Origin of the sequence: Mycobacterium sp. (genome assembly GCF_032159565.1) — a bacterium.
GTDB lineage: Bacteria > Actinomycetota > Actinomycetes > Mycobacteriales > Mycobacteriaceae > Mycobacterium.
This window is the reverse complement of the sequence record NZ_JAVHWR010000177.1, coordinates 1-22,213: the sequence shown is the minus strand read 5'-3', so window position 1 is coordinate 22,213 and position 22,213 is coordinate 1. Positions and strand designations below refer to the sequence as shown.

19 protein-coding genes and 1 pseudogene are annotated in these 22,213 nt (G+C 65.6%); 7 read left to right on the top strand and 13 right to left on the bottom strand.

The window, feature by feature from the left end:
* Positions 1–9 precede the first annotated feature (9 nt).
* Positions 10–1,863: an Hsp70 family protein gene (locus QOC76_RS23730; protein WP_526361017.1), complete on the top strand. Its 1,854-nt coding sequence runs from the start codon at positions 10–12 to the stop codon at positions 1,861–1,863.
* Positions 1,864–1,878: 15 nt separating this feature from the next.
* Positions 1,879–2,283, top strand: coding sequence for an Rv0313 family protein (locus QOC76_RS23725; protein ID WP_526361015.1), 405 nt, complete (start codon positions 1,879–1,881; stop codon positions 2,281–2,283).
* A gap of 3 nt (positions 2,284–2,286) precedes the next feature.
* On the opposite strand, the gene QOC76_RS23720 is transcribed toward QOC76_RS23725, so the two are convergent.
* From QOC76_RS23720 to QOC76_RS23700, 5 genes are read right to left on the bottom strand one after another with little or no spacing between them, the layout of a single operon-like run.
* Positions 2,287–3,276, bottom strand: a complete 990-nt coding sequence (locus QOC76_RS23720; RefSeq protein WP_526361013.1) for an ABC transporter ATP-binding protein — start codon at positions 3,274–3,276, stop codon at positions 2,287–2,289.
* The gene (locus QOC76_RS23715; protein WP_526361011.1) at positions 3,269–4,309 is read right to left on the bottom strand and encodes an ABC transporter ATP-binding protein; all 1,041 of its coding nucleotides are present in this window, start codon (positions 4,307–4,309) and stop codon (positions 3,269–3,271) included. Before QOC76_RS23715 ends, QOC76_RS23720 begins: the two co-directional genes overlap by 8 nt.
* Positions 4,306–5,268: an ABC transporter permease gene (locus QOC76_RS23710; protein WP_526361009.1), complete on the bottom strand. Its 963-nt coding sequence runs from the start codon at positions 5,266–5,268 to the stop codon at positions 4,306–4,308. The genes QOC76_RS23715 and QOC76_RS23710 overlap by 4 nt, the downstream gene beginning before the upstream one ends.
* 3 nt (positions 5,269–5,271) lie before the next feature.
* Positions 5,272–6,309, bottom strand: a complete 1,038-nt coding sequence (locus QOC76_RS23705) for an ABC transporter permease (RefSeq protein ID WP_526361007.1) — start codon at positions 6,307–6,309, stop codon at positions 5,272–5,274.
* Between the two features lie 6 nt (positions 6,310–6,315).
* Positions 6,316–7,965 carry an ABC transporter substrate-binding protein gene (locus tag QOC76_RS23700; RefSeq protein WP_526361005.1) on the bottom strand — a complete coding sequence of 550 codons (1,650 nt, stop codon included), beginning with the start codon at positions 7,963–7,965 and terminating at the stop codon, positions 6,316–6,318.
* Between the two features lie 986 nt (positions 7,966–8,951).
* Between QOC76_RS23700 and QOC76_RS23695 the strand changes: the two genes are divergently transcribed.
* Complete coding sequence (locus QOC76_RS23695) at positions 8,952–10,541, top strand: S53 family peptidase (RefSeq protein WP_526361003.1); 1,590 nt, start codon at positions 8,952–8,954, stop codon at positions 10,539–10,541.
* Entirely contained in the window at positions 10,538–12,391 is a 1,854-nt protein-coding gene (locus tag QOC76_RS23690; protein ID WP_526361001.1) for a zinc ribbon domain-containing protein, read from the top strand. Before QOC76_RS23695 ends, QOC76_RS23690 begins: the two co-directional genes overlap by 4 nt.
* Here the strand turns inward: QOC76_RS23690 and QOC76_RS23685 are convergent.
* Positions 12,360–12,662: pseudogene (locus QOC76_RS23685) on the bottom strand (cytochrome P450); the annotation flags it as partial. The gene QOC76_RS23690 and the pseudogene QOC76_RS23685 overlap by 32 nt on opposite strands.
* Before the next feature lie 405 nt (positions 12,663–13,067).
* Here QOC76_RS23685 and QOC76_RS23680 point away from each other — a divergent pair.
* The gene (locus QOC76_RS23680; RefSeq protein ID WP_526360999.1) at positions 13,068–13,754 is read left to right on the top strand and encodes a VldE C-terminal domain-containing protein; all 687 of its coding nucleotides are present in this window, start codon (positions 13,068–13,070) and stop codon (positions 13,752–13,754) included.
* Between the two features lie 81 nt (positions 13,755–13,835).
* Here the strand turns inward: QOC76_RS23680 and QOC76_RS23675 are convergent, their stop codons facing one another.
* The 3 genes from QOC76_RS23675 to QOC76_RS23665 are packed head-to-tail and all read right to left on the bottom strand — an operon-like array spanning position 13,836 to position 16,214.
* Positions 13,836–14,096 carry a hypothetical protein gene (locus QOC76_RS23675; RefSeq protein ID WP_526360997.1) on the bottom strand — a complete coding sequence of 87 codons (261 nt, stop codon included), beginning with the start codon at positions 14,094–14,096 and terminating at the stop codon, positions 13,836–13,838.
* Positions 14,089–15,411: a glycosyltransferase gene (locus tag QOC76_RS23670; protein WP_526360995.1), complete on the bottom strand. Its 1,323-nt coding sequence runs from the start codon at positions 15,409–15,411 to the stop codon at positions 14,089–14,091. The genes QOC76_RS23675 and QOC76_RS23670 overlap by 8 nt, the downstream gene beginning before the upstream one ends.
* Positions 15,412–15,443: 32 nt before the next feature.
* Positions 15,444–16,214: an SDR family NAD(P)-dependent oxidoreductase gene (locus QOC76_RS23665; RefSeq protein WP_526360993.1), complete on the bottom strand. Its 771-nt coding sequence runs from the start codon at positions 16,212–16,214 to the stop codon at positions 15,444–15,446.
* Between the two features lie 93 nt (positions 16,215–16,307).
* Between QOC76_RS23665 and QOC76_RS23660 the strand changes: the two genes are divergently transcribed.
* The gene (locus QOC76_RS23660; RefSeq protein WP_526360991.1) at positions 16,308–16,994 is read left to right on the top strand and encodes a DUF899 domain-containing protein; all 687 of its coding nucleotides are present in this window, start codon (positions 16,308–16,310) and stop codon (positions 16,992–16,994) included.
* Here QOC76_RS23660 and QOC76_RS23655 read toward each other — a convergent pair.
* Positions 16,987–18,651 carry an RNA polymerase sigma factor gene (locus QOC76_RS23655; RefSeq protein ID WP_526360989.1) on the bottom strand — a complete coding sequence of 555 codons (1,665 nt, stop codon included), beginning with the start codon at positions 18,649–18,651 and terminating at the stop codon, positions 16,987–16,989. The two genes, QOC76_RS23660 and QOC76_RS23655, sit on opposite strands and share 8 nt — an antisense overlap.
* A 137-nt stretch (positions 18,652–18,788) precedes the next feature.
* On the bottom strand, positions 18,789–19,610 hold the full coding sequence (locus QOC76_RS23650) for a hypothetical protein (protein WP_526360987.1): 822 nt from the start codon (positions 19,608–19,610) through the stop codon (positions 18,789–18,791).
* A 287-nt stretch (positions 19,611–19,897) separates the two neighbouring features.
* Between QOC76_RS23650 and QOC76_RS23645 the strand changes: the two genes are divergently transcribed.
* Positions 19,898–20,371 (top strand): hypothetical protein, encoded by a 474-nt coding sequence (locus tag QOC76_RS23645; protein WP_526360985.1) that lies wholly within the window; start codon positions 19,898–19,900, stop codon positions 20,369–20,371.
* 28 nt (positions 20,372–20,399) lie between these two features.
* Here QOC76_RS23645 and QOC76_RS23640 read toward each other — a convergent pair whose 3' ends face one another.
* Both QOC76_RS23640 and QOC76_RS23635 read right to left on the bottom strand, forming a co-directional pair.
* Complete coding sequence (locus tag QOC76_RS23640; protein ID WP_526360983.1) at positions 20,400–21,233, bottom strand: L,D-transpeptidase; 834 nt, start codon at positions 21,231–21,233, stop codon at positions 20,400–20,402.
* Between the two features lie 235 nt (positions 21,234–21,468).
* A complete protein-coding gene (locus tag QOC76_RS23635; protein WP_526361085.1) occupies positions 21,469–22,182 on the bottom strand; it encodes an SGNH/GDSL hydrolase family protein in 714 nt (237 codons plus the stop codon).
* Positions 22,183–22,213 lie beyond the last annotated feature (31 nt).

The following is a 22,213-nucleotide window of genomic DNA, read 5'->3' as shown; positions in this document are numbered from 1 at the left end:
TGGGCCGTTATGAGCGACCCCTTGGGGTTGTCGGTTGGGACAACAAACCTGGTCGCGGCGCGTGTCGGCAATCAACCTGTGACGCGCCGCTCGGTGCTGACCCTCGGGCAATCCGGCGGCACCATAAGCGGCTTCGTCGAGCGTGTCGGGGACCGGGTCCCGCTGGTGACCCCCGATGGAACCAGCTATCTCGCCGAACAACTCCTGGTCGAAGCGCTCGACGCGATGGTGGAGTTGGGTGGCGGTCCGTCGTCCGACGTCGCGATCGCGGTTCCCGCGCACTGGAGTCCGACCACGATATGGGCGTTTCGCAGCGCACTGGTCAACAGCAGGGTCCTGCACACCAGCACGCCGGTTCGGGTGGTTTCCGACGCGGTGTCCGCACTGACAGCCCTGCAGGCAAACCCCGGTCTCACCGCGGATGGCGTGGTGGCGCTGATCGATTTCGGTGGAAGCGGCACCAGTCTCACGCTGGCCAACGCCGCGGCGTCCTTCGAGCCCATCGGCGAAACCGTGCGGTATGCGGAGTTCTCCGGCGATCTGATCGATCAGGCGCTGCTGACGCACGTCGTGGACAACCTCGCCGACAAGGTCGACCCCGCCGGAACCACGGCGGTCGAGTCGCTCACCAAGCTGCGCGAGGAGTGCAGGCGAGCCAAGGAGCGGCTGTCGGCAGACACCACTACTCAACTGGTTCTCGATCTTTCGGGTTATCGCGCCGACATCCGGCTCACCCGAGACGAACTCCAGGAACTGATCCGGCGGCCGCTGGACGGCGTCGTCGCGGCGCTGGACGAACTGACCCAACGCAACGGCACGTCGCCGACTGATCTGGCCGCGCTTGCGATCGTCGGTGGCGGCGCCGGCATTCCGTTTGTCACCCAACGGCTTTCCGAGCACACGCAGCTTCCGGTGGTGGGCACATCACAGCCGGCGCTCAATGCGGCCGTCGGTGCCGCGCTGTGCGCGGCGTTCGGCGCCGACGCCGACGCGCCGACCGGAGCCAATGCGGCGACGGCCCTCGACGCGGACGCTCCAACGGGTGCCGCCGCTGCCGCCACCGACGTGACAGTGGCCGGAGCCGTCTACGAAGGGCCGAGTTCGGACGCGCCCGGCTCGGCGACGTTTCGCGCGTTGGCATGGTCGCAGGAGGAGGGCGGCGAGGAGCTCGTCCCCTATACCGGTGAAAACCCTTATCTGGTAACGGATTCCGATGTACGTCCGGCGATCGAGTACCTGCCGACGACAGGGGTGGTCTACCGGGAGCCGCGACGTCCGTGGCACCGCGTTGCCGGGCTTGTGATCGGCGTTGCTGCCGTGATCGCCATCATCACAGTGGGCGGTGTGGCGTACGCGCTGACCAGTGCCACCGAAAGCGCGAAGGCGACCGAGCAGTCGAAGGTCGATCCGCCCAAGCAGCCCGAACCCAAGCAGCCCGAGCCCGAGCCGCCGTCGCCGCCTAAGCAGGAGAGCCCTCCGCCCCCGGAGCCGCCGCCACCGAGCCCGGCGCCAGCGCCGCCGAGTGAGGTGACGATCACGAGCGAAGCGCCGCCACCACCCCCGCCGTCGCCGACGTGGACGCCCACCACCACGGTGCCCACCACGACAAGAACGACCACCACGACGTCGCCGACGACAACGACGACGTCACCGACCACCACGACGACATCACCGACGACGACGACCACGACGACGACCACCAGCACCACGCCGTCGATGACGACGAGCTACATCAGGGTCCCGTTCGTGCCGGTGCCGGTGCCGATCCAGGTGCCCAACCAGGGCCCGGCGTATCAGGAGCCCCCTGCGTATCAGCCCCCGGCCTATCAGCAGCCGGTGTACCCGCAGAGTCCCTGGGGTTAGTGGCACACTGGATTGATGAGCAACAATGGTCCGTTCGGGTTCGACCCCGACGACTTTGATCGGATGTTCCGTGAAGCCGGCGAGGGACTGCGCGACGCGGTCGGCAGACTCTTTGACATGACCGGCGAGCGGGCCGGGTTGAGCGTCCTTTTCGACGAGTTCTCCCGCCGCCAGCGACATGAGCCGGAAACCACCGGCGAAACAGGCGACGGGGCGTGGGCCATCTACACCGTCGACGATGACGGCAAGGCCCACGTCGAAGAGGTGTACGCCACCGAACTCGACGCGCTACGGGCGAACAAGAGCAACACCGACCCGACGCGCAAGGTGCGCTTCCTTCCCTACGGCATCGCGGTCAGCGTGTTGGACGCGTCGCCGAATGTCGATGACGTGTCGGACGCCGCAGACGACGCGGAATAGTCCTTAGACGTTCTGCGGATGATGACACGCCGCGAAATGCTGCGGTCGGTGGTCGAGCAGGACCGGCTCGTCTGACGTACAGATCTCGGTCGCCCATGGGCACCTCGTGTGGAAGCGGCAGCCACTGGGCGGATTGATAGGGCTCGGCACATCGCCCTCGAGAACCAGGCGTTCCCGTGCCGAGTTCCGCTTCGGGTCGGGGATCGGAACGGCGGACAGCAGTGCATTGGTGTACGGGTGGATCGGCTTGTCGTACAGCTCGTCTGCGCCGGAGTCCTCGACGATCTTGCCCAGATACATGACCGCGATCCGGTCAGATACGTGACGGACGACGCCGAGGTCGTGGGCGACGAAGAGGTAGGACAGCCCGAACTCGTCCTGCACATCCTCGAGCAGGTTGATGATCTGTGCCTGCACGGAGACATCGAGTGCGGAGACGGGTTCGTCGGCGACGATCAGCTTGGGCCGCAACGCAAGTGCGCGGGCGATTCCGATGCGTTGACGCTGACCGCCGGAGAACTCGTGCGGGAAGCGGTTGTAGTGCTCGGCGTTCAGGCCGACGCGGTCGAGCAGGTCCTGGACGCGCCGTTTGAGCTCCGCGCCCCGTGCCAGCCCGTGCAGTTCGATCGGGTCGCCGATGATCTGGCCCACCCGCTTGCGCGGGTTGAGGGACGCGAACGGGTCCTGGAAGATCATCTGCATCTGCCGCCGCAACGGGCGCAGCTCGCGGCGCGAGCGGCCGACCAGTTCCTGGCCCGCGAACCGTACCGACCCGGACGTCGGAGTCGTCAGTTGCAGGATCGCCCGGCACAGCGTCGACTTGCCGCAGCCGGATTCGCCTACCAGGCCCAGTGTTTCGCCTTCCCGCAGACTGAAGCTGACGCCGTCGACTGCTCGCACCCTGGCGACCTCGCGGTCGACGACGACTCCCGACCTGATCGGGAAGTGTTTGACGAGATCGGTAACCTCCAGCAGAACATCGCTCTTACCCATTTTGCTCCTCGCCTGCGCGGTAGCCGTTTTGCTCCTCGCGTGCGCGGCCGCCATGCTGCGCCTTGACCTCCGCGTCGAGCCAACACCGGTCGAGGTGCCCGCCCCCGGTGCGTGGTTCGAGGGGCGGAAGCTCGATGCACTCGTCGAAGACGTAGGAGCAGCGGGGGGCGAAGCGACAACCTGGCGGCGGGGACAGCAGCGACGGCGGCGCCCCCGGAATCTGCGCCAGCCGTGTGGTGCGCGGCTGATCGAGTCGGGCGAGTGAGCCGAGCAGACCCCAGGTGTAGGGATGCTTCGGCTCGTAGAAGATTTCGTCGAGCGTCGCGTCCTCGACGACCTGACCCGCATACATCACCAACACCCGGTCGGCGATCTCGGCGACGACGCCCAGGTCGTGGGTGATGATGATGACGGCGAGGCCGCGCTCGCGATTGAGCCGGTCGATCAGCTGAAGGATCTGCGCCTGGATCGTCACGTCCAGCGCGGTCGTCGGCTCGTCGGCGATCAGCACGTCGGGTTCGAGCGCGAGCGCCATGGCGATCATGACGCGCTGGCGCATGCCTCCGGAGAACTCGTGGGGATAGAGCCGTACCCGTCGCTCCGGATTCGGAATACCCACCGACCGCAGCAGTTCGACCGCCTGCGAGCGGGCTTCCTTCTTCGAGACGTCGCGGTGCGCCCTGATCATCTCGGTGATCTGGTCGCCTACGCGGTAAACGGGGTTCAGGGCGCTCATCGGATCCTGGAAGACCATGGCGATCTGCTCGCCGCGTACGTCGCGCAGCTGGTTGTCACTGAGCCCGTTGATCTCTCGACCGCGATAGTTGACCGAGCCGGTGATCCTGGCGTTCGACGCCCGGGTCAAACCCGTCAATGTCTGCGCGGTCACGCTTTTTCCGCATCCGGATTCGCCGACGATCGCCAGCACCTCGCCTGCGTCCAACTCGAACGAGACGCCGTCGACCGCCTTCAACACGCCGTCCTCGGTGGCGAAGCTGACGCGAAGGTCGTCGACCGTCAGGATCGCGTTCATGCAGGCGCCGCCTCTCCTAGCCGAATGCGTGGATCGAGCACGGCGTACAGGATGTCGACGATCGTGTTGAACAGCACGATGAAGAAGGCCCCGAACATCACCACGGCCATCAGGGGCGGCAGATCCAGCGACCGGATCGCCTCTCCCGCATACAGACCGACACCGTCGAGGTTGTAGACGGTCTCGGTGAGGATGGCACCGCCGCCGACCACCATTCCGAAGTCCAGCCCGAACAGCGTGATGACGGGGATCATCGAGTTGCGCAGCACGTGCCGGATCCTCACCTGACGTTCCGACAGACCCTTGGCCCTGGCGGTACGTACGTAGTCTTCGTTCATCGCGTCGAGCATGTTGGACCGCAGCACACGGCTGTAGATGCCGACGAACAGCACGGCCAGCGTGAACCACGGCAGTATCAAGTGGTACGCCCAGTCCACCGGATCGTCGGAGAACGGCACGTAACTGCCGGTCGGGAACGCCTGCACCTTGAAGCTGAGGAAGTACAGCAGCATCGCCGCCAGCCAGAACACCGGCATCGAGATGCCCACCAGCGAAAGGATTGTCAGCGCGCGGTCGGTGAACCTGCCTGCATGGACCGCGCTCAGATAGCCGAACAGGATGGCCAGCGACATCCACAGCACCGCCGCGCCGATGCACAACGAGAACGTGGCAGGCAGGCCCTCCCAGATCTGTTGAACGACGTTGCGGTCCTTGGCATACGACGTCAGTTGGCCGGTAAAGATCTGCTTCATCATCGTCAGGTACTGGATCGGCAGCGGCCTGTTGAGGCCGAGATCGGCGTTGACCCGGGCGATCAGCGCCGGGTCGGCATTCTTGCCCGCGATCCGGGCCGCTGGATCCGAGTTCGGGATGACGTTGAAGATCAGGAACACGATCACCGAGATCGCGAACAGCACGGCGACCATTCCCAGTAGCCGCCTGGCGACGAAGCGGGCCATCGGTCAGTGCTCCAGCCGGATCTTCGCGCGCGGATCCATCGCGTCACGCAGACCGTCACCGAATATGTTGAGCGACAGCACGGTTGCGACGATCATCAATCCGGGCACGATGGTGAGGTGGGGCGCGGTGAAGATCACCTGATAGCCGTCGGAGATCATGGTCCCCCACGAGGCGTTGGGCGGTCGCACCCCGGCGCCCAGGAACGACAGCGCCGATTCGAGCAGCATGTTGTTGGCGATGTTCAGCGTGAAGAAGACCACGATGGTGGACACGATGTTGGGCAGCAACTCGGAGAACATGATCCGCAGCGGACCCTTGCCCTGGGCGACGGCCGCCTCGATGAACTCCTTCTCCCGCAGCGCAAGGATCTCGCCGCGAATGGGCCGGGCCACGTAGGGCACATACACCAGCCCGATGATCAGGATCGGTATCCATAGGGAGTCGCCCGCAATCTCGATCGGACCGGCCTTCAGGCCGCCGATGGACAACGTGGTGCCCAGGGCGATACCGAGCAGCAGTACGGGAAACGCCCAGATGACGTCCATCGCCCGCGACAGCACCGAGTCGATCCAGCCGCGGTAGTAGCCGGCCAGCAGACCGACGACGACGGCCAGGATCGTCGTCACCGCGGCCGCCGCCAGCCCGACGTAGATCGATGTCCTGCCGCCGTACATCAACCGCACCATGACGTCTCGGCCGTTCTGATCGGCGCCGAGGAGGAACTTGCCGTGCAGGCCCGGCCCCAGCGGCGTGCCGTCAGGGGCGACGACGTCGGTCTCCTGCCCGTCGATCATCACCTTGTCGGTCAGATGGTTCTCGTTCGGGCCGGTGTGCGCGACGTGCTCGGCCCACAGCGGCGCCGCCAGGCAGAACAGCACGATCAGCACGAACAGGACGGCGCAAACCAATGCAACCTTGTTGCGCCGCAACCGGAGCCACGCCAGATACCAGGGACTGCGGCCCTGAATCTGAGCCGACGGCACACCGGTCGGGAGCGGCGGTTCGCCGGGCGCCTCCAGCGAATCGATCGGCGACACCATGTCCGTCTACTTGACGGCGAGGGAGGTGAAGTCCTGGTTGAAGAGCAGATGGTGATAGGACTTGTCGAAGTCCATGCGCTCCGAGAGGAACGTGGTGAACTGCTCGTTTCCGTACGGCGCCCAGACCGCCTGCTCCATGTAGGCCTTGTCGAGCGCGGCGTACTGGTCCTCCACGCCGCCGTCGCCGATCAGCTTCGTCAGCAGCTCGTCCTGCTTTGCGTTGTTGGCAGGGATGTTGACCCGCGACCAGTTGTTGCCGTTGGTCGGCAGGATGCTGTCGCCGTGCAGCAGCGGGCGGAAGAAATCGTCCGGATGCGGGAAGTCCTGGAACCAGTCTCCGAACCCGGTGTCGACATCGGGCGTCGACTGGTTGCCGATCGTGGTCCAGTAGACGTCGCCCGCGATCACCTTGAGCGTCGCGTTGAAGCCCAGCTGGGTCAGCAGGTCGTGATAGTACTCGCCGATCCGCTTGCGGTCGGGCTCGTCGTCCGTCCAGACCGTGATGTCCTTGTCGGCCGGATTGGCCTCGGCGATCAGTTGTTTCGCCTTGTTCATGTCCGGACCCGGGTAGAGCTTGTATTCCTGGTAACCGGGCATGCCAGGGGGAAGGATCTGCTGCGACGGGTGCAGGCGGCCACCGAAGATCCTGTTGAGCGCTTCGGGATCAACCGCATAGTTGATGGCCTGCCGAACCTTGATGTCGTTGAACGGCGGCCTCTCCATGTTCATCCAGAAGAAATAGGTGTTGATCGATTCCTCCATCCGGAACCGGTCGCTGTACTTCGCCTTCACCTCCCCCAGCCGGTCCGCGACGGGCGGATCGAGCATGAAGTCGACCTTGTTCTGCTCGACGTCGGTCACCTGGGCGCTGTTGTTCTTGTTCTCGTTGACGACGATCTTGTCCACGCTGGCGTCGGGCACGTCGGATGCGCCGGCGTCCTTGACTGTCTTGAAGTTTGGATTGCGCTCCATCGTCAGCGTGCGCGGGGCGTTGACGCTACTGATCATGAACGGGCCGCTGGCTGCCGCCGGCTTGTTCGTCGAATCCTTGTCCAGCGGGGTGCTCGGCGGCACGGGTGCGGCGAACATCAGGCCGAGCACGTTCTCGAAGGTGCCGTTGGGCTCCTTGAGCGTGATGGTGATGTCACCCGTGTTGTCGTCGGTTTTGATGCCGGTAATGGTCTGGGCCTTGCCGTCGGCGTACTCGGCGGCGCCCACGATGTTGTCGTAGAACACCGAGCCGCCGGAGTCGGTCTTGAAGAGCCGCTGGATCCCGTAGGCGAAATCGGACGCCTTGATGGGCGTGCCGTCCGAATACTTCATGTTTGAGCGCAGTTTCAGCTTGTAGGTCTTGCCGTCCGCCGAGATCTCGGGCATGGCCTCAGCGAGAGCGGGCACCAGCTGCGTGCCGTCCTTGCCCTTGGCGTGTTTATAGGTCAGCAAGGGCGTGTAGACGTTCCAGAGGACGCACCACCCCTCGACCGTGTAGGACAGCTGCGGATCGACATAGTCGGGGAAAGAGGTCAACGCGACGTTGATCTCGCCGCCGCCCCCGCCGCCCCCGCCGCCTTCGCTCTTCTTGCCGCACGCGGCGGCCCCGAACGCCGCCAAGGCGATGACACAGGCGATGACGAGGATCTTGCGCAGTGCTTTCATGGTGCTCCCTCTCCGCAGGCGATCCGGGCAACCCCATACACCTACGCCACTTCTGCTGGACTTGGTCGGGCTTTCGGGGAATCTCCGTTCATGCACCTTCTGCCACATGAAGTAGCACCGCAACTCGACGGTGGCGAGCGCGCGCGCCCGCACCCTTCGAAGGTTTCGGCGGCAGTCCTCATGCTGGGTCTTCGTGCGGTTCATTCGCTTTCCGCGAATCGCTTAACCGCCCTAAGATCGATTTGTTGAGGGTCGGGGACAGACCGAGGGAGGCCTTCGATGCTGTGCACAGCCCGTCGTCTGGCAGCCGCCGGTGCGGCTGCGGTTGGGCCGCTCGCGTTCGCCACGATCGTCACACCGGGGGTCGGAAATGCAGTCGAATGCGGCTGGGGAACCCTGTACGACGCGCCGTCGAACAGCTGCGTGGCTGCGCCCGCCCCGCCGCCGCCGGCACCGCCGCCACCTGCGTGGAACGGGGATATCACGCCGTACTTCGGGGTAGGAGTTTGCGTGCCGATTCCGGTACCGTTTGCTCCGTCGATCTGCGGAGGCATTTAAATGCGTCTTCTCAGCCGTTAAATTTTGCTATGGGACTGGCGCGGCTTCGCTGTATGTGTCACCATGGTCGGTAATTCCTGCCGATTGTCGGTGCAGGTACACAGATAAGGACAAGTGAATGAGGACACAAAGTCGTTTGCCTCGACGTCTCGCGGCGGTTGCCGGGTTGAGCGCTGTCGTGGCCATGGGCATGATCACCGCGGGGTGCGCAAAGCAAGAGCAAAAGGCTCCGGAAACCTCGACAACGACCACCACCACGACGACGACATCGCCTGCCGCTCCGGTCTCGCCCACCGAGAAGGCTCCGCGGATCGATCCGCAGGCACCGAACCAGTTCACGCCTCCCGTTCTTGCGCCGCCGCCCTCGCAGGCTCAGCCCGGCGAACATGGTCGGCACGTAACGAACGGCTCGTAGGCCGATTGCCGAAATGCGGCGTCGAATCTCGGCGCTCATCGCGGCGTCGTCACTGGTTGTCGGGTGCGGCCTGAGCGCAGGCTGCACGCCGACCAGTTCGGCTCGAATCGGCGGTCCTTTCGCCTTGCTGCTTGTCGGCTCGGCAGACCTCGGACCGTCGCGCTCCGGCGACGCGCAGCTGACCGTCGCACTGCCCTACGCGGCTCGCCCCGACGTGCTGATGTCGTGGGCGAGCGCGCGGGGATTGCGGGTGCGGTGGCGTCCCGGCGACCAATGGGCGATCGTCGAGGGCGCCGCCCAAGATGTGGCTCACGCGTTCGGCGTGCGGGTCAACGATTACCGCGGCCGAAAAGGCCAGGTGTTCTACGCGTCACCGCAGCAGCCGTCTGTGCCTGTGGCGCTTGATGATGACGTCACTGGGCTCGGTCGGATCATCGGCTACACGCCACATCGCACGAAACGACCGGACAACATTCCGGTTGATGTGCCGAAGGGCGGGTTGCGTCCAGGTGGGTTGTTGGATGCCTACAACGCCGACCCGCTGGTGAAGGAGGGCCACACCGGCAAGGGCGAAACCATCGTGTTCTTCGAGTTCGACGGTTTCGATCAGAGCGATCTCGACAAGTACGCCGACACGTCAGGTCTGCCGCGGTTCACACCCGAGGTGATCGGCGGGGTGGCCGACGAAGCCCACGGCGAGACGACGATGGATCTTCAAGTGGCACACGCCATTGCACCAAATGCGCATCTGGTCTACATCAACGCCAAACCAACACTCGAGGGCGACGGGGCGTACGAGAAGATCGGCAGGATGTTCGAGGACGCCGATCGGCGGTTCCCCGGCGCGGTGTGGAGCCTGTCGATCGGATGGTCCTGCGACTCCTTTGTCAACGCCACAGACTTGGCTCCCGTCGAATCCGCATTGGCCAGGGCGCAATCACACGGCACCTCGGCGTTCGACGCGACCGGGGACAACGCAGGCCTCGAGTGCAAAGGCGCCGACGAGTGGTCGTCTCCGCCGGGTCCGGATGACGTTGGCCTGGACGCGGTTTCATCGTTGCCCACCATGACCGCAGTCGGCGCGACCACACTCGCGGTCGGGCCAAGGGGTCAATGGCTCTCGGAATACGCGTGGTTTGATTCGCCGCTGTCCCAGGGGACCAGCGGCGGTGTCTCAGAGCTGTTCGCGCGGCCGCAATGGCAGGAGAAGTTGACCACCGATCGCGACACGACGCGGCGCCGACTGTCACCAGACGTCGCCGCGGTCGGCGACCCGCTCACCGGGGTGCGGTTCATCTTCGGGCAGAACGAGTACGTCGGCGCAGGCACATCGCAGGCCGCACCCATCTGGGCCGCGCTGACGGTGTTGATGAACCAATATCTGAAAGCCAACGGCGGTCGGCCGCTGGGAAACCTCAACCCACTTCTGTATCGGGTTGCGGCCGGATCCGACCTACCGGGATTTCGGGATATCTCCCTGGGCGGCAACGCCGTCGACCTCTCTCGGCCCGGCTACGATGTCGTGACCGGACTCGGCAGTCCCAACACTGACAATCTCGCCAGGAACCTTCTCAAGATACAGTCGCAGGTAGCGCCCGAATGACACAACCGCCCGCCGGCGATGACGGCGTGGCCACCATCTCCTGCGGTTCCTGCGGTACCGAGGTGTCGGCCGCGGCGTTTTGCGGAGCGTGCGGTGCGCAGATGTCGGAGCGGGGTGGGGGCCGCTTTCGGATGGGTGCCTACGCGGCGGCGCCCGGCGAACACGTGGTGCGACTGTCTGTGGCCAGCTCGCTCTTCCCGCATCTTCCGCACCGCTCCCGCACCGCATTTCGAGTGGGATTCGCGGTTCTCTTCCTGTTGTTGATCGCTCTCGCCCTGCTGCGGTGGCAGGCACCCGTGATCGCGATCAGCGCGCTTGGACTTCCTCTTGTGTTCGTGCTTTACCTGTACGAAGCCGACGTCTACCGCGACGTGACGCTTCGTACGCTGGTGCCGAGCGCAGTGCTCGGTATCGGCCTCGGTGTCGGTTGGGCGTTGGCGACCGCCTCATTGGTGTCCGGCTTCTACGATGTGTCGCTGGCAGACGCTGACTCCAGGAGGTTGTCGCTGATCGTTGGCATCGCTGTACCGGTCGGGGGAGCGCTCCTCATGACGGTGCCCGCCGTGGTGATGCGGTTCGCTCGCCCCACCCGGGAGTCATTGGACGGCTTCGTAATCGGGTCGGTGGGCGCCATCAGCTTCACCGCCGCTGCCACACTCATTCGGCTGGCACCGCAGTTCGGAACCGGGGTGACCGCCGGTGACCGACCCGCCAGCGTGCTGTTGGCCCAAGTGGTCGTGCAAGGCGTTGCCGTGCCGTTGACCGCGGCAGCGGTGGGCGGCTCGGTCGGTGCGGCTTTGTGGTTCGGCCGACGAAAGGCGATCGTGTCCAGCGTGCTGGGTGCACTGGCGTTGTACGCCCTGCTCGGCCTCACGGAAGCCATTCCGGCACTGGAGGGCCTGCATGTCGGTGCTCACCTGTTGATCACCGTCGTCGCCCTGCTTGGTCTGCGAATTGCATTGCAGTACTGCTTGCTCCATGAGCGACACGACCCGCCGAATCCGCAGGGGCAAGTGCTCTGCCCTCACTGCGACCACGTGATTCCCGACATGGCGTTCTGCCCGAACTGCGGGGTCTCCGCAGCGGCGGCGTCGCGCGCGTCGCGGACCGCGCGTCGGACTGCTGTCAGCGACGAAGCAGCAGCGGCGCGGCCGGGATATGCCACCCCGGCGAGGCTGTATGAGGTTGCGCCGCTACGCCATACGACGTTCCGTTGGCTGTTCGCGACGTTGAGCGCCGGCCTCGCTGTGGTGGTCGCCTCGGGGGTGACCGCGTCAGCTCTGGCGACGCCGCCGCGTCCGCGATACACGTGCCCGCCCGATTGCGGGCGTCCACCGATCGGTAAACCGATCGACAGCAACCCGCGGTTCGTGTCCGAGGACGGGGAGTTCTCGGTGCAGTACCCAGGGCCCGGAGGTTTTTACAAGGCCACGCTGTACTCGGACTGGGTCGCGCTGGAATATCTCGGCGGCGATACCGGCTCCCTGGATCTGTGGGGCGAAGCTGCCGGAAAACGCACGCCGAAGCAGGTCGTCGATCAGATGATCGCCGAGTACTACCCCGACGCCACGATCGACTACGAAATCCCGAACGCAATGGTCGGTTACGAGCCGGGGTACGGCGCCGTGTTCGACCAGTATCCGCAGGATTCCAGCGGCGAGTACACCAGGCTCCGGCTGGTCGCGCTGTGCGCGGTGAAGAACGACTACGCGTTGGTGGCTTCGGCGATCGGGCCGTATCACGAGTTCACGCCGGATTTCGGCTCCGGGCATCCTTCGGGCGCCAACCTCGGTCTCGCCCTCGATATGGGCAAGTACGTCAACAGCTTCCGCTGGCGCAGCAGGGCCTGAACGTGACGGGCATCGAGTGGATGCCGTTCATCAGATTCGACCGCACCCGCTCGACCGGCCCGGCGAGTTCGACGTCTCGCATCCGCGACAGCACTTCGGGAATGATTGCGGAAGCCTCAACGCGGGGGAGGTTGGCGCCGAAGCAGAAATGGCTACCGCCGCCGCCGAAAGCCAGGTGCGGGTGCGGGGCGCGACCCATGTCGAAGCGGTCGGGGTCTGCGAACCGCATCTCGTCGCGGTTGGCCGACGGATAGAACATCGCCGCCCGGTCGACGCGGTCGTTGAGCCGGGCGACCTGACGCGGTGTGAAGCCCTTGCTGACCAGTGAGCGCAGCTTGGTGTGGCGCGGCGGGTCCATCGTCACCGCCAGGAAACCAGGTCGACAACGCCGATGCTGATGGCGTCGTCAGCCACGCCGACAGGGTGACTGACGAATTCCACCGAAGAACGACATCGAACCGGTCGAGTGAAAACTGCCGGCTCGGTTAGCACTCGACCGATTCGACGCACTTTCCACGGTAGGTCTACACCCAGTGCTGTCCGCCGTTGGCACGCCGATGAGCTGCGGAAACGTTACCTTCTCGTGACTATTAGCTGGCCGGCGCTCTTGTCGCCATTCTTAAGGGAACTTTGAGGGATGTGAAAAAAGGCTCGTTTGCTCGTATGGTGCTACGTGATGGGGAGGCATAGTGTCGCTCGCCGCCGACGGATATCGCCGTCGGTGGTACCCGCGGCAGCCGTCATCGCGCCGTACGCGCTCCTGCTCGCCGCAGGCGGTGACGTTTCAGTTCCAGCGCCCACCAGCGAAGCGGATGCACCCGATCAAATCGTCGACGTCGCCGCGCGCAGCGTGCAGGTCGTCGCCTCGGCACCGGCTGACTTCTCGGCCAGTCCTTCCAGCCTCGACTCGGCCGCAGGCGCCACCACGGTCCAGTTCGCTTCGGCGTCGAGGTACCGGGTCTACAACCGCGAGGCCGAGCGTGCGCTGCCGGTCGGGATCGCCCCGGAACGGGGTCTCCAGGTCAAGACCATCCTGGCGTCGCGCGCCATCAGCGCGCTGTTTCCGGAGATCCACAACATCGGCGGTGTCCGCCCCGATGCGCTCAGATGGCACCCCGACGGCCTGGCGCTCGACGTGATGATTCCCAACCCGACGTCGTCAGACGGCATCGCGCTGGGCAACCGGATCGTCGCGTTCGCGCTCGAGAACGCGGACAAGTTCGATCTGCAGGACTGCATCTGGCGGGGCGTCTACTACACGCCCAGCGGTGCCAAGGCCGGCGGGTACGGCCACTTCGACCACGTCCACATCACGACGCACGGTGGCGGGTATCCCACCGGCGACGAGGTCTACATCCGCTGAGCCTGCCACGCCCGAGCGGCCATGAGCTCGGGCACGAGCACCTCGGCCAGTAGCCGAACGACATCATTCGAGTCGCCCGCTTCACGATTCAATCCGGGAGTGAGCGGACAGCATTGGGCGAGAGGGCAATCGACGTCGACCAGACCGGCCCTCGGTCGCCGGCCCGGCTTGTCGCGCCAGTACGTTCAACAGCGCCTCGGCCCCTCCGTCACCCGCCCCGGCGCGACGCCACCGGCCGTCCGGCTCGCGCACCATCGGGAGTGCCGCCAGCCCGTCGCCGTCGGCGACGATGGCCAACCGCTTGCCGTCGGTGAGGTCGAGAGCCTCGAGCGTCTCAGGCAACCGAAGCCCGATGCTTCACACCAACCTCTTCGATGACGTCGGCCCCCACCCGAAGGCCATCGCGTGACCGAATCGCGGCGCCCATCTCATCGAGCTTGTTGCGTAGCTCGGTATCGGCCAGCAGTCGGTCCACCGCGCCGGTGAGCTCATCGTCGGCGAAGGCGTAGGTGTCCAGCCGCACGCCGAACCCGAGTTCGTCTATGCGCTGGGCGTTCTCGTACTGATCCCAGAACAATGGCAGCACGATCAGCGGCTTGCCGAAGTGCAGCGCCTCGGTGACGGTGTTGTTCCCGCCGTGCGAGATCACCAGGTCGACCTGCGGAATCACCTTCGTCTGCGGGAGCATCTGCGCACCGACCATGTTGTCCGCCAGCGTGATTCGGTCAGCCTGCGGGCCCTTGCTCACTATGTACCGGTGTTCGGTGGTGCCGAGCACGTCGACCAGGCGCTGCATCAGTTCGACGTCTGCGCCGCCGAGCGAACCGAGCGAGAGGTAGACCAGTGCGCTGCCTTCGGGTCGGTCGGCGAATTCAGCGGGCAGTCGGTACTCCTCGTCGGTCTCGCGCACGCTGGAGTCCATCCGGCTCCAGGTGTCGTCGAGAGGGCGGACGTCGTAGTAGTCGGCCTCGGCCGGATAGACGTAGAGGTTGGCAGCAGTGGTGTGGGGCATGAACTCCAGCTCACCCAGTGCATCGGCCCCTTGGGCTTGCACCCAGTCGTTGAAGTCCGACCACATCGCGCGGTGCGTTCGGTCGAGTTCTCGGCGGTAGGCGTCCCACTGACTGCGGTCGGCGCTGGGCAGGCCGGAGAACGGCGGCGGCACATCGGCGCCCGTTACCTCGAGCGGGCTGCACGACACGATCCGCACGAACGGCGCACCCGAGGTCACCAGCGCCGGGAACAACACCACATTGTCCTCGACGACGACGTCGGGACGGTGTTTGGCGACTATCTCGCGCAGGCGCGGTTCGCAGTGCTTGGCCCCGTCGATGAGGGCCTGGTAGGTGGGCTGGATGAACGACCCCAGCTGTTCGATCGTCGGCTTGCGAAACTCCGGCGCGGTCTCGGCGATGAACTCGGTCCAGAACGCGCCGGCGTCCTCGTCGCCGGCATCCTCGGCCGGCTCGGCAAGATCGACGAGTTCCTCGATGAAGCCGAAGGGGGCCAGCTTGCCCGCCCACGAGCTTTCGGCGGCGAACACGATGGCGTGGCCGCGGTCGCGCAGGATGGCGGCCAGGCCGATGCACTGGTTCGTCGGCCCATAGGCCGACTCCGGCCAGAACATGATGGTCAACGGTGTCGACGCTGTTGGCATGATCGGACGATACTTCCCGGGCGGCGCCTGCGTCATGGGCGGAACGTCACGCCGCCGTCGATGCTGATGGTTTGGGCGGTGATGAAGCTGCCGTCGTCGGAGAGCAACAGCGCGCCCATCGCCGCGACGTCGTCGGGCTTGCCGAAGCGGGACTTGATCATCTGACGAGCCCGCGTCTGGTCGACGATCCCGTCGGGCATGGGATTCTCATCGAACTTGTAGTGCCAAATCAGTCCTGGCGCAATCGCATTGGCGCGGATACCCTTCGGCCCGTACTTTCGCGCGATGTGACGCATCAGCGCCAGCTCGGCGGCCTTGCTCATCGCGTACGACACCCGTGTGCCGGCGCCGTTGTAGGCGTCGATGGAGGCGGTGAACACGATCGACCCGCCGCCGCTGGAGATCATCGGTGGAATCGCGTGCTTGGCGCAGATGACGAACCCGCGGGTGTTGACACGCATGACTTCGTCGAACACCTCGAGCGGCAGGTCGACGACACCGCCGGGCAGGTACGCGTCGGCGGCGTTGGTGAAGTTCAGGTGGATTCCGTCGAGCCGGCCGAAGGTGTCGACGGCGAGCTTCACGATGCCGATGACGGAGGACTCGTCGGCGCCGTCGAGCGCAACACCGCGCACCCGCTCGCCCGACGGGTCGACCTCGGCGGCCACCCGTGACGACAACTCGCCGTCGAGATCGCCGATCACCAACAGCGCGCCCTCATCGGCGTACCGACGCGCGAGCCCGTTGCCGATGCCGCCAAGGCCCGCAACAATGACGACCTTGTCGTCGAGAAGTCTTGTCACCGCACAGATCCTTCCCGATGCGGCGCGCGGCGGCGATGAGTTTCCGGCGGCGGCCGTGTCTATAGCTGAACGAGGCACCGAGAGGAGATCTTCATGGCAGAGAACGCGGCGACACCCCCGGTGGTCGATCAGCGGACCTGGCGCACGGAGCTCGACGAGCTGCGACGGCGCGAGAAGGCCGCAACCCGAGAGTTGGACGCGATCGCCGCGCAGCGCCGCCGGCTCCCGATGGTCGAGATGGGTGACTACACACTCGTCGGCGAGGACGGGCCGGTCCGACTCGTCGACGTGTTCGACGGCCACTCGCAGCTCATCGTCTACAACCACATGTGGGAGGACGGGGCCGAGTGGCAGTGCGGCGGCTGCACGGGGTTCACGTCCCAATTCACCCGGCTCGAGTTCCTGGACAGTTACGACGCGCGGTTCGTGATCGTCACCAACGGGCCCATCGAGGAGGCGCTGGCCTATCGGGACAAGGTCGGTAACAAGATGGCCTGGTACTCGTCGTCGGAGAGTTCGTTCGCCGCCGACGTGGACGCGCCGCCCGGCGCCGGGTTCGGCGTCAACGTGTTCCTGCGCGACGGCGACACGGTCTACCGAACCTGGCACACCAATGGTCGTGGCACCGAACAGCTGAGCCACTCGTTCGCCCTCATCGACCTCCTGCCGTGGGGACGCCAGGAGGATTGGCAGGACTCACCGGAGGGCTGGCCGCAGTCGCCGGCGTACTCGAGGTGGCTGGACTCGCCGGATATCGCTCGGGTCTACGGCGCTACTTGACGCAGATGTCCACGTTCGGATCGCACGCCTTCTTGGGTGCGGGCTCGTTCTGGGGCACCTGCTTGGGTGCCGGTCCGACGGGATCGGGGACCTGTGCGGGTGCCGGTCCGACCGGATCCGGCACCTGTGCGGGCGGCTGCTGGGCCGGGACCATCGCGGGTGCTTGCGCCGGCGGCGGTTGCGGCGGGATCTGAGCGGGCGCTTGCGCGGGTAACTGCGCCGGAAGCTGAGCCGGGTTCTGCGGCACGGGCATCCTGGGCAGCGGGAACGGAAGTGATCCGACCGGCAATTGCGGGATAGGTGCCGGCGCGGGCGCCTGCACAGGGACTGGCGCTTGGGCAGGTGCCTGAGGCGTCGGCAGCGGCGCCTGGGGTTGCGGGGTCGGAAGCTTGGCTTGTGGCGTCGGCAGCGCAGCGGCCGGACGCGGAGTCGCGACCGGCTTCGGAGGCGGGGTCGCAAGGGGCGCCTGCGGCGTGGGAAGAACCGCGGCGGGGGTCGGCGCGGGAACGGACGGGGTCGGCGTCGGCAGCGGCGCCGGCGCCACGATGCCACTCGGTGAAAGTGCGGTGCTCGGGAGATACACCCAGGCCAGCGTCACCCCGAGGATCACAAGGGGGGCACCGATCAACAACGCCATGAACGGCACCACACGACGCTTGTCCTCGTCGGACGGGGTCTCGACGAATGCTGTGGGCTCCTCAGGTTGTGGTGCATAGGGCGGCAGTGGTGGCTGGATCGCCGGCCGGGCAGCGGTCGACGCCGCGTGAAAATCTGACTGATCTGCTCTGGGACTCATCCGCGTCGCCGCGTTGTGCGATGAGTTCTCCATGCGATGGGACGCCGACGTCAGCTCGAAGTCACGCATGACGTTGTTCTTCAGCCACGCCGGGGCGGGAATGAACAACGGCGCGCCGAGCAGGGCGGCTGGGTTCACCGATCTGGCGCGCAACTCTTCGCACGCGTCGCACGATTCGATATGGCGCGCAATGCGCTTGCGCATCAGAATATTGAATTTCCCGTCCCAGCCGTGTAATACAGCGGACAGCTCTTGGCAGCGGCCCGGATCCGATTGGATGCGCCGCGCCACCAGCAGGGCGCCGAGCGATCGCTCGATGGTTTCGCGCAGCCGGCCGACCATGGTGTTGGCGTTCGTCTGGGTGACCCCCAGGGCCATCGCGAGTTCGGGTCCGTCCAGCCCCTGGCGGTAGGCCAACTCCAGCACGGCCTGGTCGCGATCGGACAGTCCGCCGGCGGCTTCGGAGACGAGATTGGCCAACTCCATCCGCTGAGCCATCGTGTCCGGGCCTGCGTCGTGCGACACAACGTCGGGCATCTCGTCAGATGGTCGTTCGCGCTTGAGGTCCCGCAGTCTCTTATGGGCTTCGTTGCGGACGATGGAGTAGAGCCACGGGCGCAGCCTGTCTGGCTCGCGCAGACCACCGAGGCTGGTGGACACGATGCAGAAGGCGTCCTGGACACAGTCGGCGGCCGAGTCGCGATCGCGGAGCATTCCGATGCAGAAGTCGTTCAGCCGGTCGGCGTAGCGGTCATAGATCTCGGCGAACGCCCGACGGTCACCGTCGGTCGCCGCGACGGCGAGTTCGGCGTCACTGCTGCCGGGCCCGATGCCACCCCAGTTTCTCAGTGCGGCGGTCATGGCGTATTACTCCAGGTTGATCAAGTGGCCTTGGTGTCAGCGTAGTTGCTGAGGCATTCTTGGGCGCGCTATTCGGGCGATGAAGAGCGCTCAGCCCAGACCCGTGGCCTGGGCTGAGCGCCCGGCTTGCGATGCAGCTACTTCGCGTTGGCGATGATGTTGCCTGCGACGTCGTCGGCAGGCTTGCCGCCGTCGGCCGGGGTGGTGGCTTCCTTCTTGGTCTCCTCGGTTTTGGTCCCGTCCGTCTTGGTGGTGCCCGTTTGGCTCTGGCCGCCCGGCACCGCGACCACGACGTCGCCGCCGTTCTGTCCGGGGACGCCCAACTCGAGACCGGGCGTCTTCACGTTGACGCCGCCCTGGCCGGGAACCCCCACCTCGGCGAAGGGAGTCTTGATCGCCACACCCGGGCCCGATCCCGGAGCCGGAGCGGCGACCGGTGCGGGGGCAGACGCGGGCGCGACGGCCGGCGCGGGCGCCAACTGCTTAGCGGGCGCGGTGACGACGTTGGGCGTGGTGACGGTCTTGGGCGTGGTGATGGTCTTGGGCACGGACACGGGGCTGTTGACGTGGACGGGAGCCTGGTTGTTGACGATCGCCGGAACCTGGGCGTTCTGGGCCGGGACCAGTGCCGGGATGTCGATCGCCGACGGGAGGTTGACGACGGTGGAACCTGTCGGATCTGAAGCGGCGGCGGTGCCGGCGGCAGCCGTCTGGATGGTCTGCGAATCGCTGGAGTTGAGGAGCATCACACCGCCGAACGCGGCGGCTCCAACCACTGCCAGGCCGGCGACGAACAGCAGGCCTTTGCCCGAAGAGGACTTCGCGACCGGCACCTGCACCGGCACCGGCTGTTGCGGGTACGCGTAGTAGGACTCGGGCATGCACTGCGAGTAGGCGAGCGCAGCGTTGTTGCGGACTGTCGGCTCGGAGCAATGGATGAAGTTGGTGGTGGCGTTCATGATCTCTCCTCTGGTCTGAAGCGCCGTGTGGCTGCTTTCACGGGTAGGAGCGACGGGGGCAGAGGAGTCGCACACTTTTTTCGAAGCTTTTCGGAAAGTTTTTTTCGCAGGCGCATCGGGCCTGCTCAGGAGGTGGTAAGCAGCCCGTCGGTGACAAGATCATCACCATTGGGAAACGGTGCGGTGCGGCGCGCCGCGTGGTCGGCATGCGCTGATGACAATTGACGCGGTCGTTCAAAAGATGGCATGGCGGAGTGTCTAAGCCCGAGTGAATGGAGTCGACGTCGATGGTGATCTTTGATCGTTTGAACATCAGGGTGATTGCTGTCGGAGTGGGGTTGTGCGGTGCCGCGGTGGTGGCCTTGAGTCCTGACGCGGCAGCCGACCCATCGGCGGCAGGCGGATGCTTGCAGGGGAAGGAGGTATGTGCGCCACTCGCTGATATGGCGGGAGTTCCGATGGCTCTGCCCGGACCGGTGCCTGCCGCTCCGGCGGTGCCTGTAGTGCCGGCGCTACCCGCGGCGCCTGCTGCGCCGCTCGGTGCGCCTGCTGCGCCGCTTGGTGTACCGGCGCCGCTCGCGCCACCGGTGCCGGTGATTCCGGCCGTACCGGCAGGTGCGCCGGTAGCTGCGGGCGCGCCTGTTCCGGCTGCCTCTCTCTTCGGCATGTCGGGCAACGGAGGTAAGGGGGAGCCGACGGGTCCCGCGCCGGCCGGCGCGCCCGTGCCGGGTCAGCCATTGCCTCCGGGTCCTCAGGGCTGACGGCGCACGCCGAGGTCGGCGTTCGAGATTATGAAGACGGCAGCACCCGGTGCTGCGAATCCAGCACGATCACCGGGTCGCCGACATCGACCGTGTTGAAGTACCACTCGGCGTCCTCGGGGCTCAGGCTGATGCAGCCGTGGCTGACGTTGTCATACCCGAGTGAGTTGACAGCCCACGGAGCCGAATGCACGAAGAGGCCACGGCTGGTGATCCGCACTGCGTAATCCACCGTGAGGAGATATCCGTCGGGATCGGTCACGGGAATGCCGACACTGCTCGAATCCATCGTCACCGAGCGTTCTTTGCCCAGGACGGTGTAAGTGCCGACGGGCGTAGCGTATTCGGGCCTGCCCATCGACGCCGGAAAGACTCCTTGTTCTCCCCAGTGGGGTCGATGGTGCGGCGCAGGGAGTTCCGTCGATGGTCCCGCTGCGACGCCGTCGATGCTCACGGTGAATGTGTGCTCCGCGATGTCGGCAACACCGACAACGGCAGGGCCGGTTTGGAAGCTGGTTGACACACCGCCCACCGAAAGCGCCATCGTGGTGTGAGCCGGCCAGTACCGGTCGGGTTTCCACTGCACAACATTGTTGTCGCGCCATTCGAACTTCCCGGTCATGGCGGGTGACGATGTGATGCCGAGGGCACGCTGGGCCGCATGCCGGTCAGCGACGGGCCCGGTGAACGTCACAACCACGGGATACGCAACACCCACCTTTTGGCCTGGTGTCGGCAGAACCGATGCGATGGCGGGCTGGTAGGGCCGGCTCGCCGCCGCAAGGCGAACGCCGGCCGGCTCCGCGACCACACTCGCGGCGATCACGGTCACTGCAAACACACACCGAACAACCCCGCGCATGGCAATCCGATCCCTCGAAATTACAACGATGTCAATAAGGGATCGTAGAGTTCCGCGACAGGCGGATGGGCAAGGGCGCGTTGGCAACCCGATCAAGATCGGGTCACATTTCGGCAACGGGGTGCGAATCGTTGGTTATCGCACGCTCACTGGTTATCCCACGCCGAATCAATTCTGCCAAGCGAATAACGTGCGAGGTCCGCGCGGCCGGTTGGCAAACACGCGGGAATTAAGGTCACTGCAAGACGAATTCTTCGATGAGATCAGCAATCATCGTTGCGCCCCTTGTGTTTTGGTGGAGCAGGTCCGTTGACAGCTGCAGACCGCGCCGTCGGGAGATATCGTCCAGTGAGCGCCGCAGGACGACGTGCTGTATCGCCCCGCCGGCCAAGAGACCGACGCCATCGCGATAGCGGGTTCGAGGGGTGAAATCACCGGCCGCCAAGTGCTCCACTTGGCGCTCGTTGAGCGGAAGGTATGCCACACCGTGCGTTTCAGCGATCTGCTTGAGAACCTCGCTGTACTGCTGGGACCGTTGCACCGACTCCGAGCCGAGTTCCTCTCCGAGAACCGGCAGCGAGAGCAGCCCGACCCGAGCGGAGGTTTCCTTGGTTAGCCGGTCGATGATCGCGGCGACCGTTTCACCGAACCCCTCGATCGTGGGCCGCCCGCTGAGCTTTTTCATGCGTGTCGCCCTGACGCTGTTCTTCTCCGACATGCTCGCGTTGGCGTCGTTGGCGCCGATGAGCACTGTCACCAGGTCGGGCCGCAGGTTGATCACCGAGTCGAGTCGCCGCAGCGTGTTTTCGGCGAGATCACCGTTGACGCCCTCATTGGTGAACACGAACGGCTTCCCAGAGGTTCGGCTGGCCAGCATCTTCACATAGTCGACGCTGAGTTGGCCGCGGGTGATGCTGTCGCCGAGGCAGACGACATGGCGTCGGGACATCGAGGTCACTACACCGCCTCGCTGTCATGCC

Bases quoted from the DNA above. Each gene is read 5' to 3' on its own strand.
- QOC76_RS23655 (WP_526360989.1), bottom strand. From the start codon at position 18,651: ATGACCGCCGCACTGAGAAACTGGGGTGGCATCGGGCCCGGCAGCAGT.
- QOC76_RS23660 (WP_526360991.1), top strand. From the start codon at position 16,308: ATGGCAGAGAACGCGGCGACACCCCCGGTGGTCGATCAGCGGACCTGG.
- QOC76_RS23695 (WP_526361003.1), top strand. From the start codon at position 8,952: ATGCGGCGTCGAATCTCGGCGCTCATCGCGGCGTCGTCACTGGTTGTC.
- QOC76_RS23635 (WP_526361085.1), bottom strand. From the start codon at position 22,182: ATGTCCCGACGCCATGTCGTCTGCCTCGGCGACAGCATCACCCGCGGC.
- QOC76_RS23710 (WP_526361009.1), bottom strand. From the start codon at position 5,268: ATGGCCCGCTTCGTCGCCAGGCGGCTACTGGGAATGGTCGCCGTGCTG.
- QOC76_RS23725 (WP_526361015.1), top strand. From the start codon at position 1,879: ATGAGCAACAATGGTCCGTTCGGGTTCGACCCCGACGACTTTGATCGG.
- QOC76_RS23670 (WP_526360995.1), bottom strand. From the start codon at position 15,411: ATGCCAACAGCGTCGACACCGTTGACCATCATGTTCTGGCCGGAGTCG.
- QOC76_RS23730 (WP_526361017.1), top strand. From the start codon at position 10: ATGAGCGACCCCTTGGGGTTGTCGGTTGGGACAACAAACCTGGTCGCG.
- QOC76_RS23680 (WP_526360999.1), top strand. From the start codon at position 13,068: ATGGGGAGGCATAGTGTCGCTCGCCGCCGACGGATATCGCCGTCGGTG.
- QOC76_RS23645 (WP_526360985.1), top strand. From the start codon at position 19,898: ATGGTGATCTTTGATCGTTTGAACATCAGGGTGATTGCTGTCGGAGTG.
- QOC76_RS23690 (WP_526361001.1), top strand. From the start codon at position 10,538: ATGACACAACCGCCCGCCGGCGATGACGGCGTGGCCACCATCTCCTGC.
- QOC76_RS23705 (WP_526361007.1), bottom strand. From the start codon at position 6,309: ATGGTGTCGCCGATCGATTCGCTGGAGGCGCCCGGCGAACCGCCGCTC.
- QOC76_RS23640 (WP_526360983.1), bottom strand. From the start codon at position 21,233: ATGCGCGGGGTTGTTCGGTGTGTGTTTGCAGTGACCGTGATCGCCGCG.
- QOC76_RS23700 (WP_526361005.1), bottom strand. From the start codon at position 7,965: ATGAAAGCACTGCGCAAGATCCTCGTCATCGCCTGTGTCATCGCCTTG.
- QOC76_RS23715 (WP_526361011.1), bottom strand. From the start codon at position 4,309: ATGAACGCGATCCTGACGGTCGACGACCTTCGCGTCAGCTTCGCCACC.
- QOC76_RS23720 (WP_526361013.1), bottom strand. From the start codon at position 3,276: ATGGGTAAGAGCGATGTTCTGCTGGAGGTTACCGATCTCGTCAAACAC.
- QOC76_RS23650 (WP_526360987.1), bottom strand. From the start codon at position 19,610: ATGAACGCCACCACCAACTTCATCCATTGCTCCGAGCCGACAGTCCGC.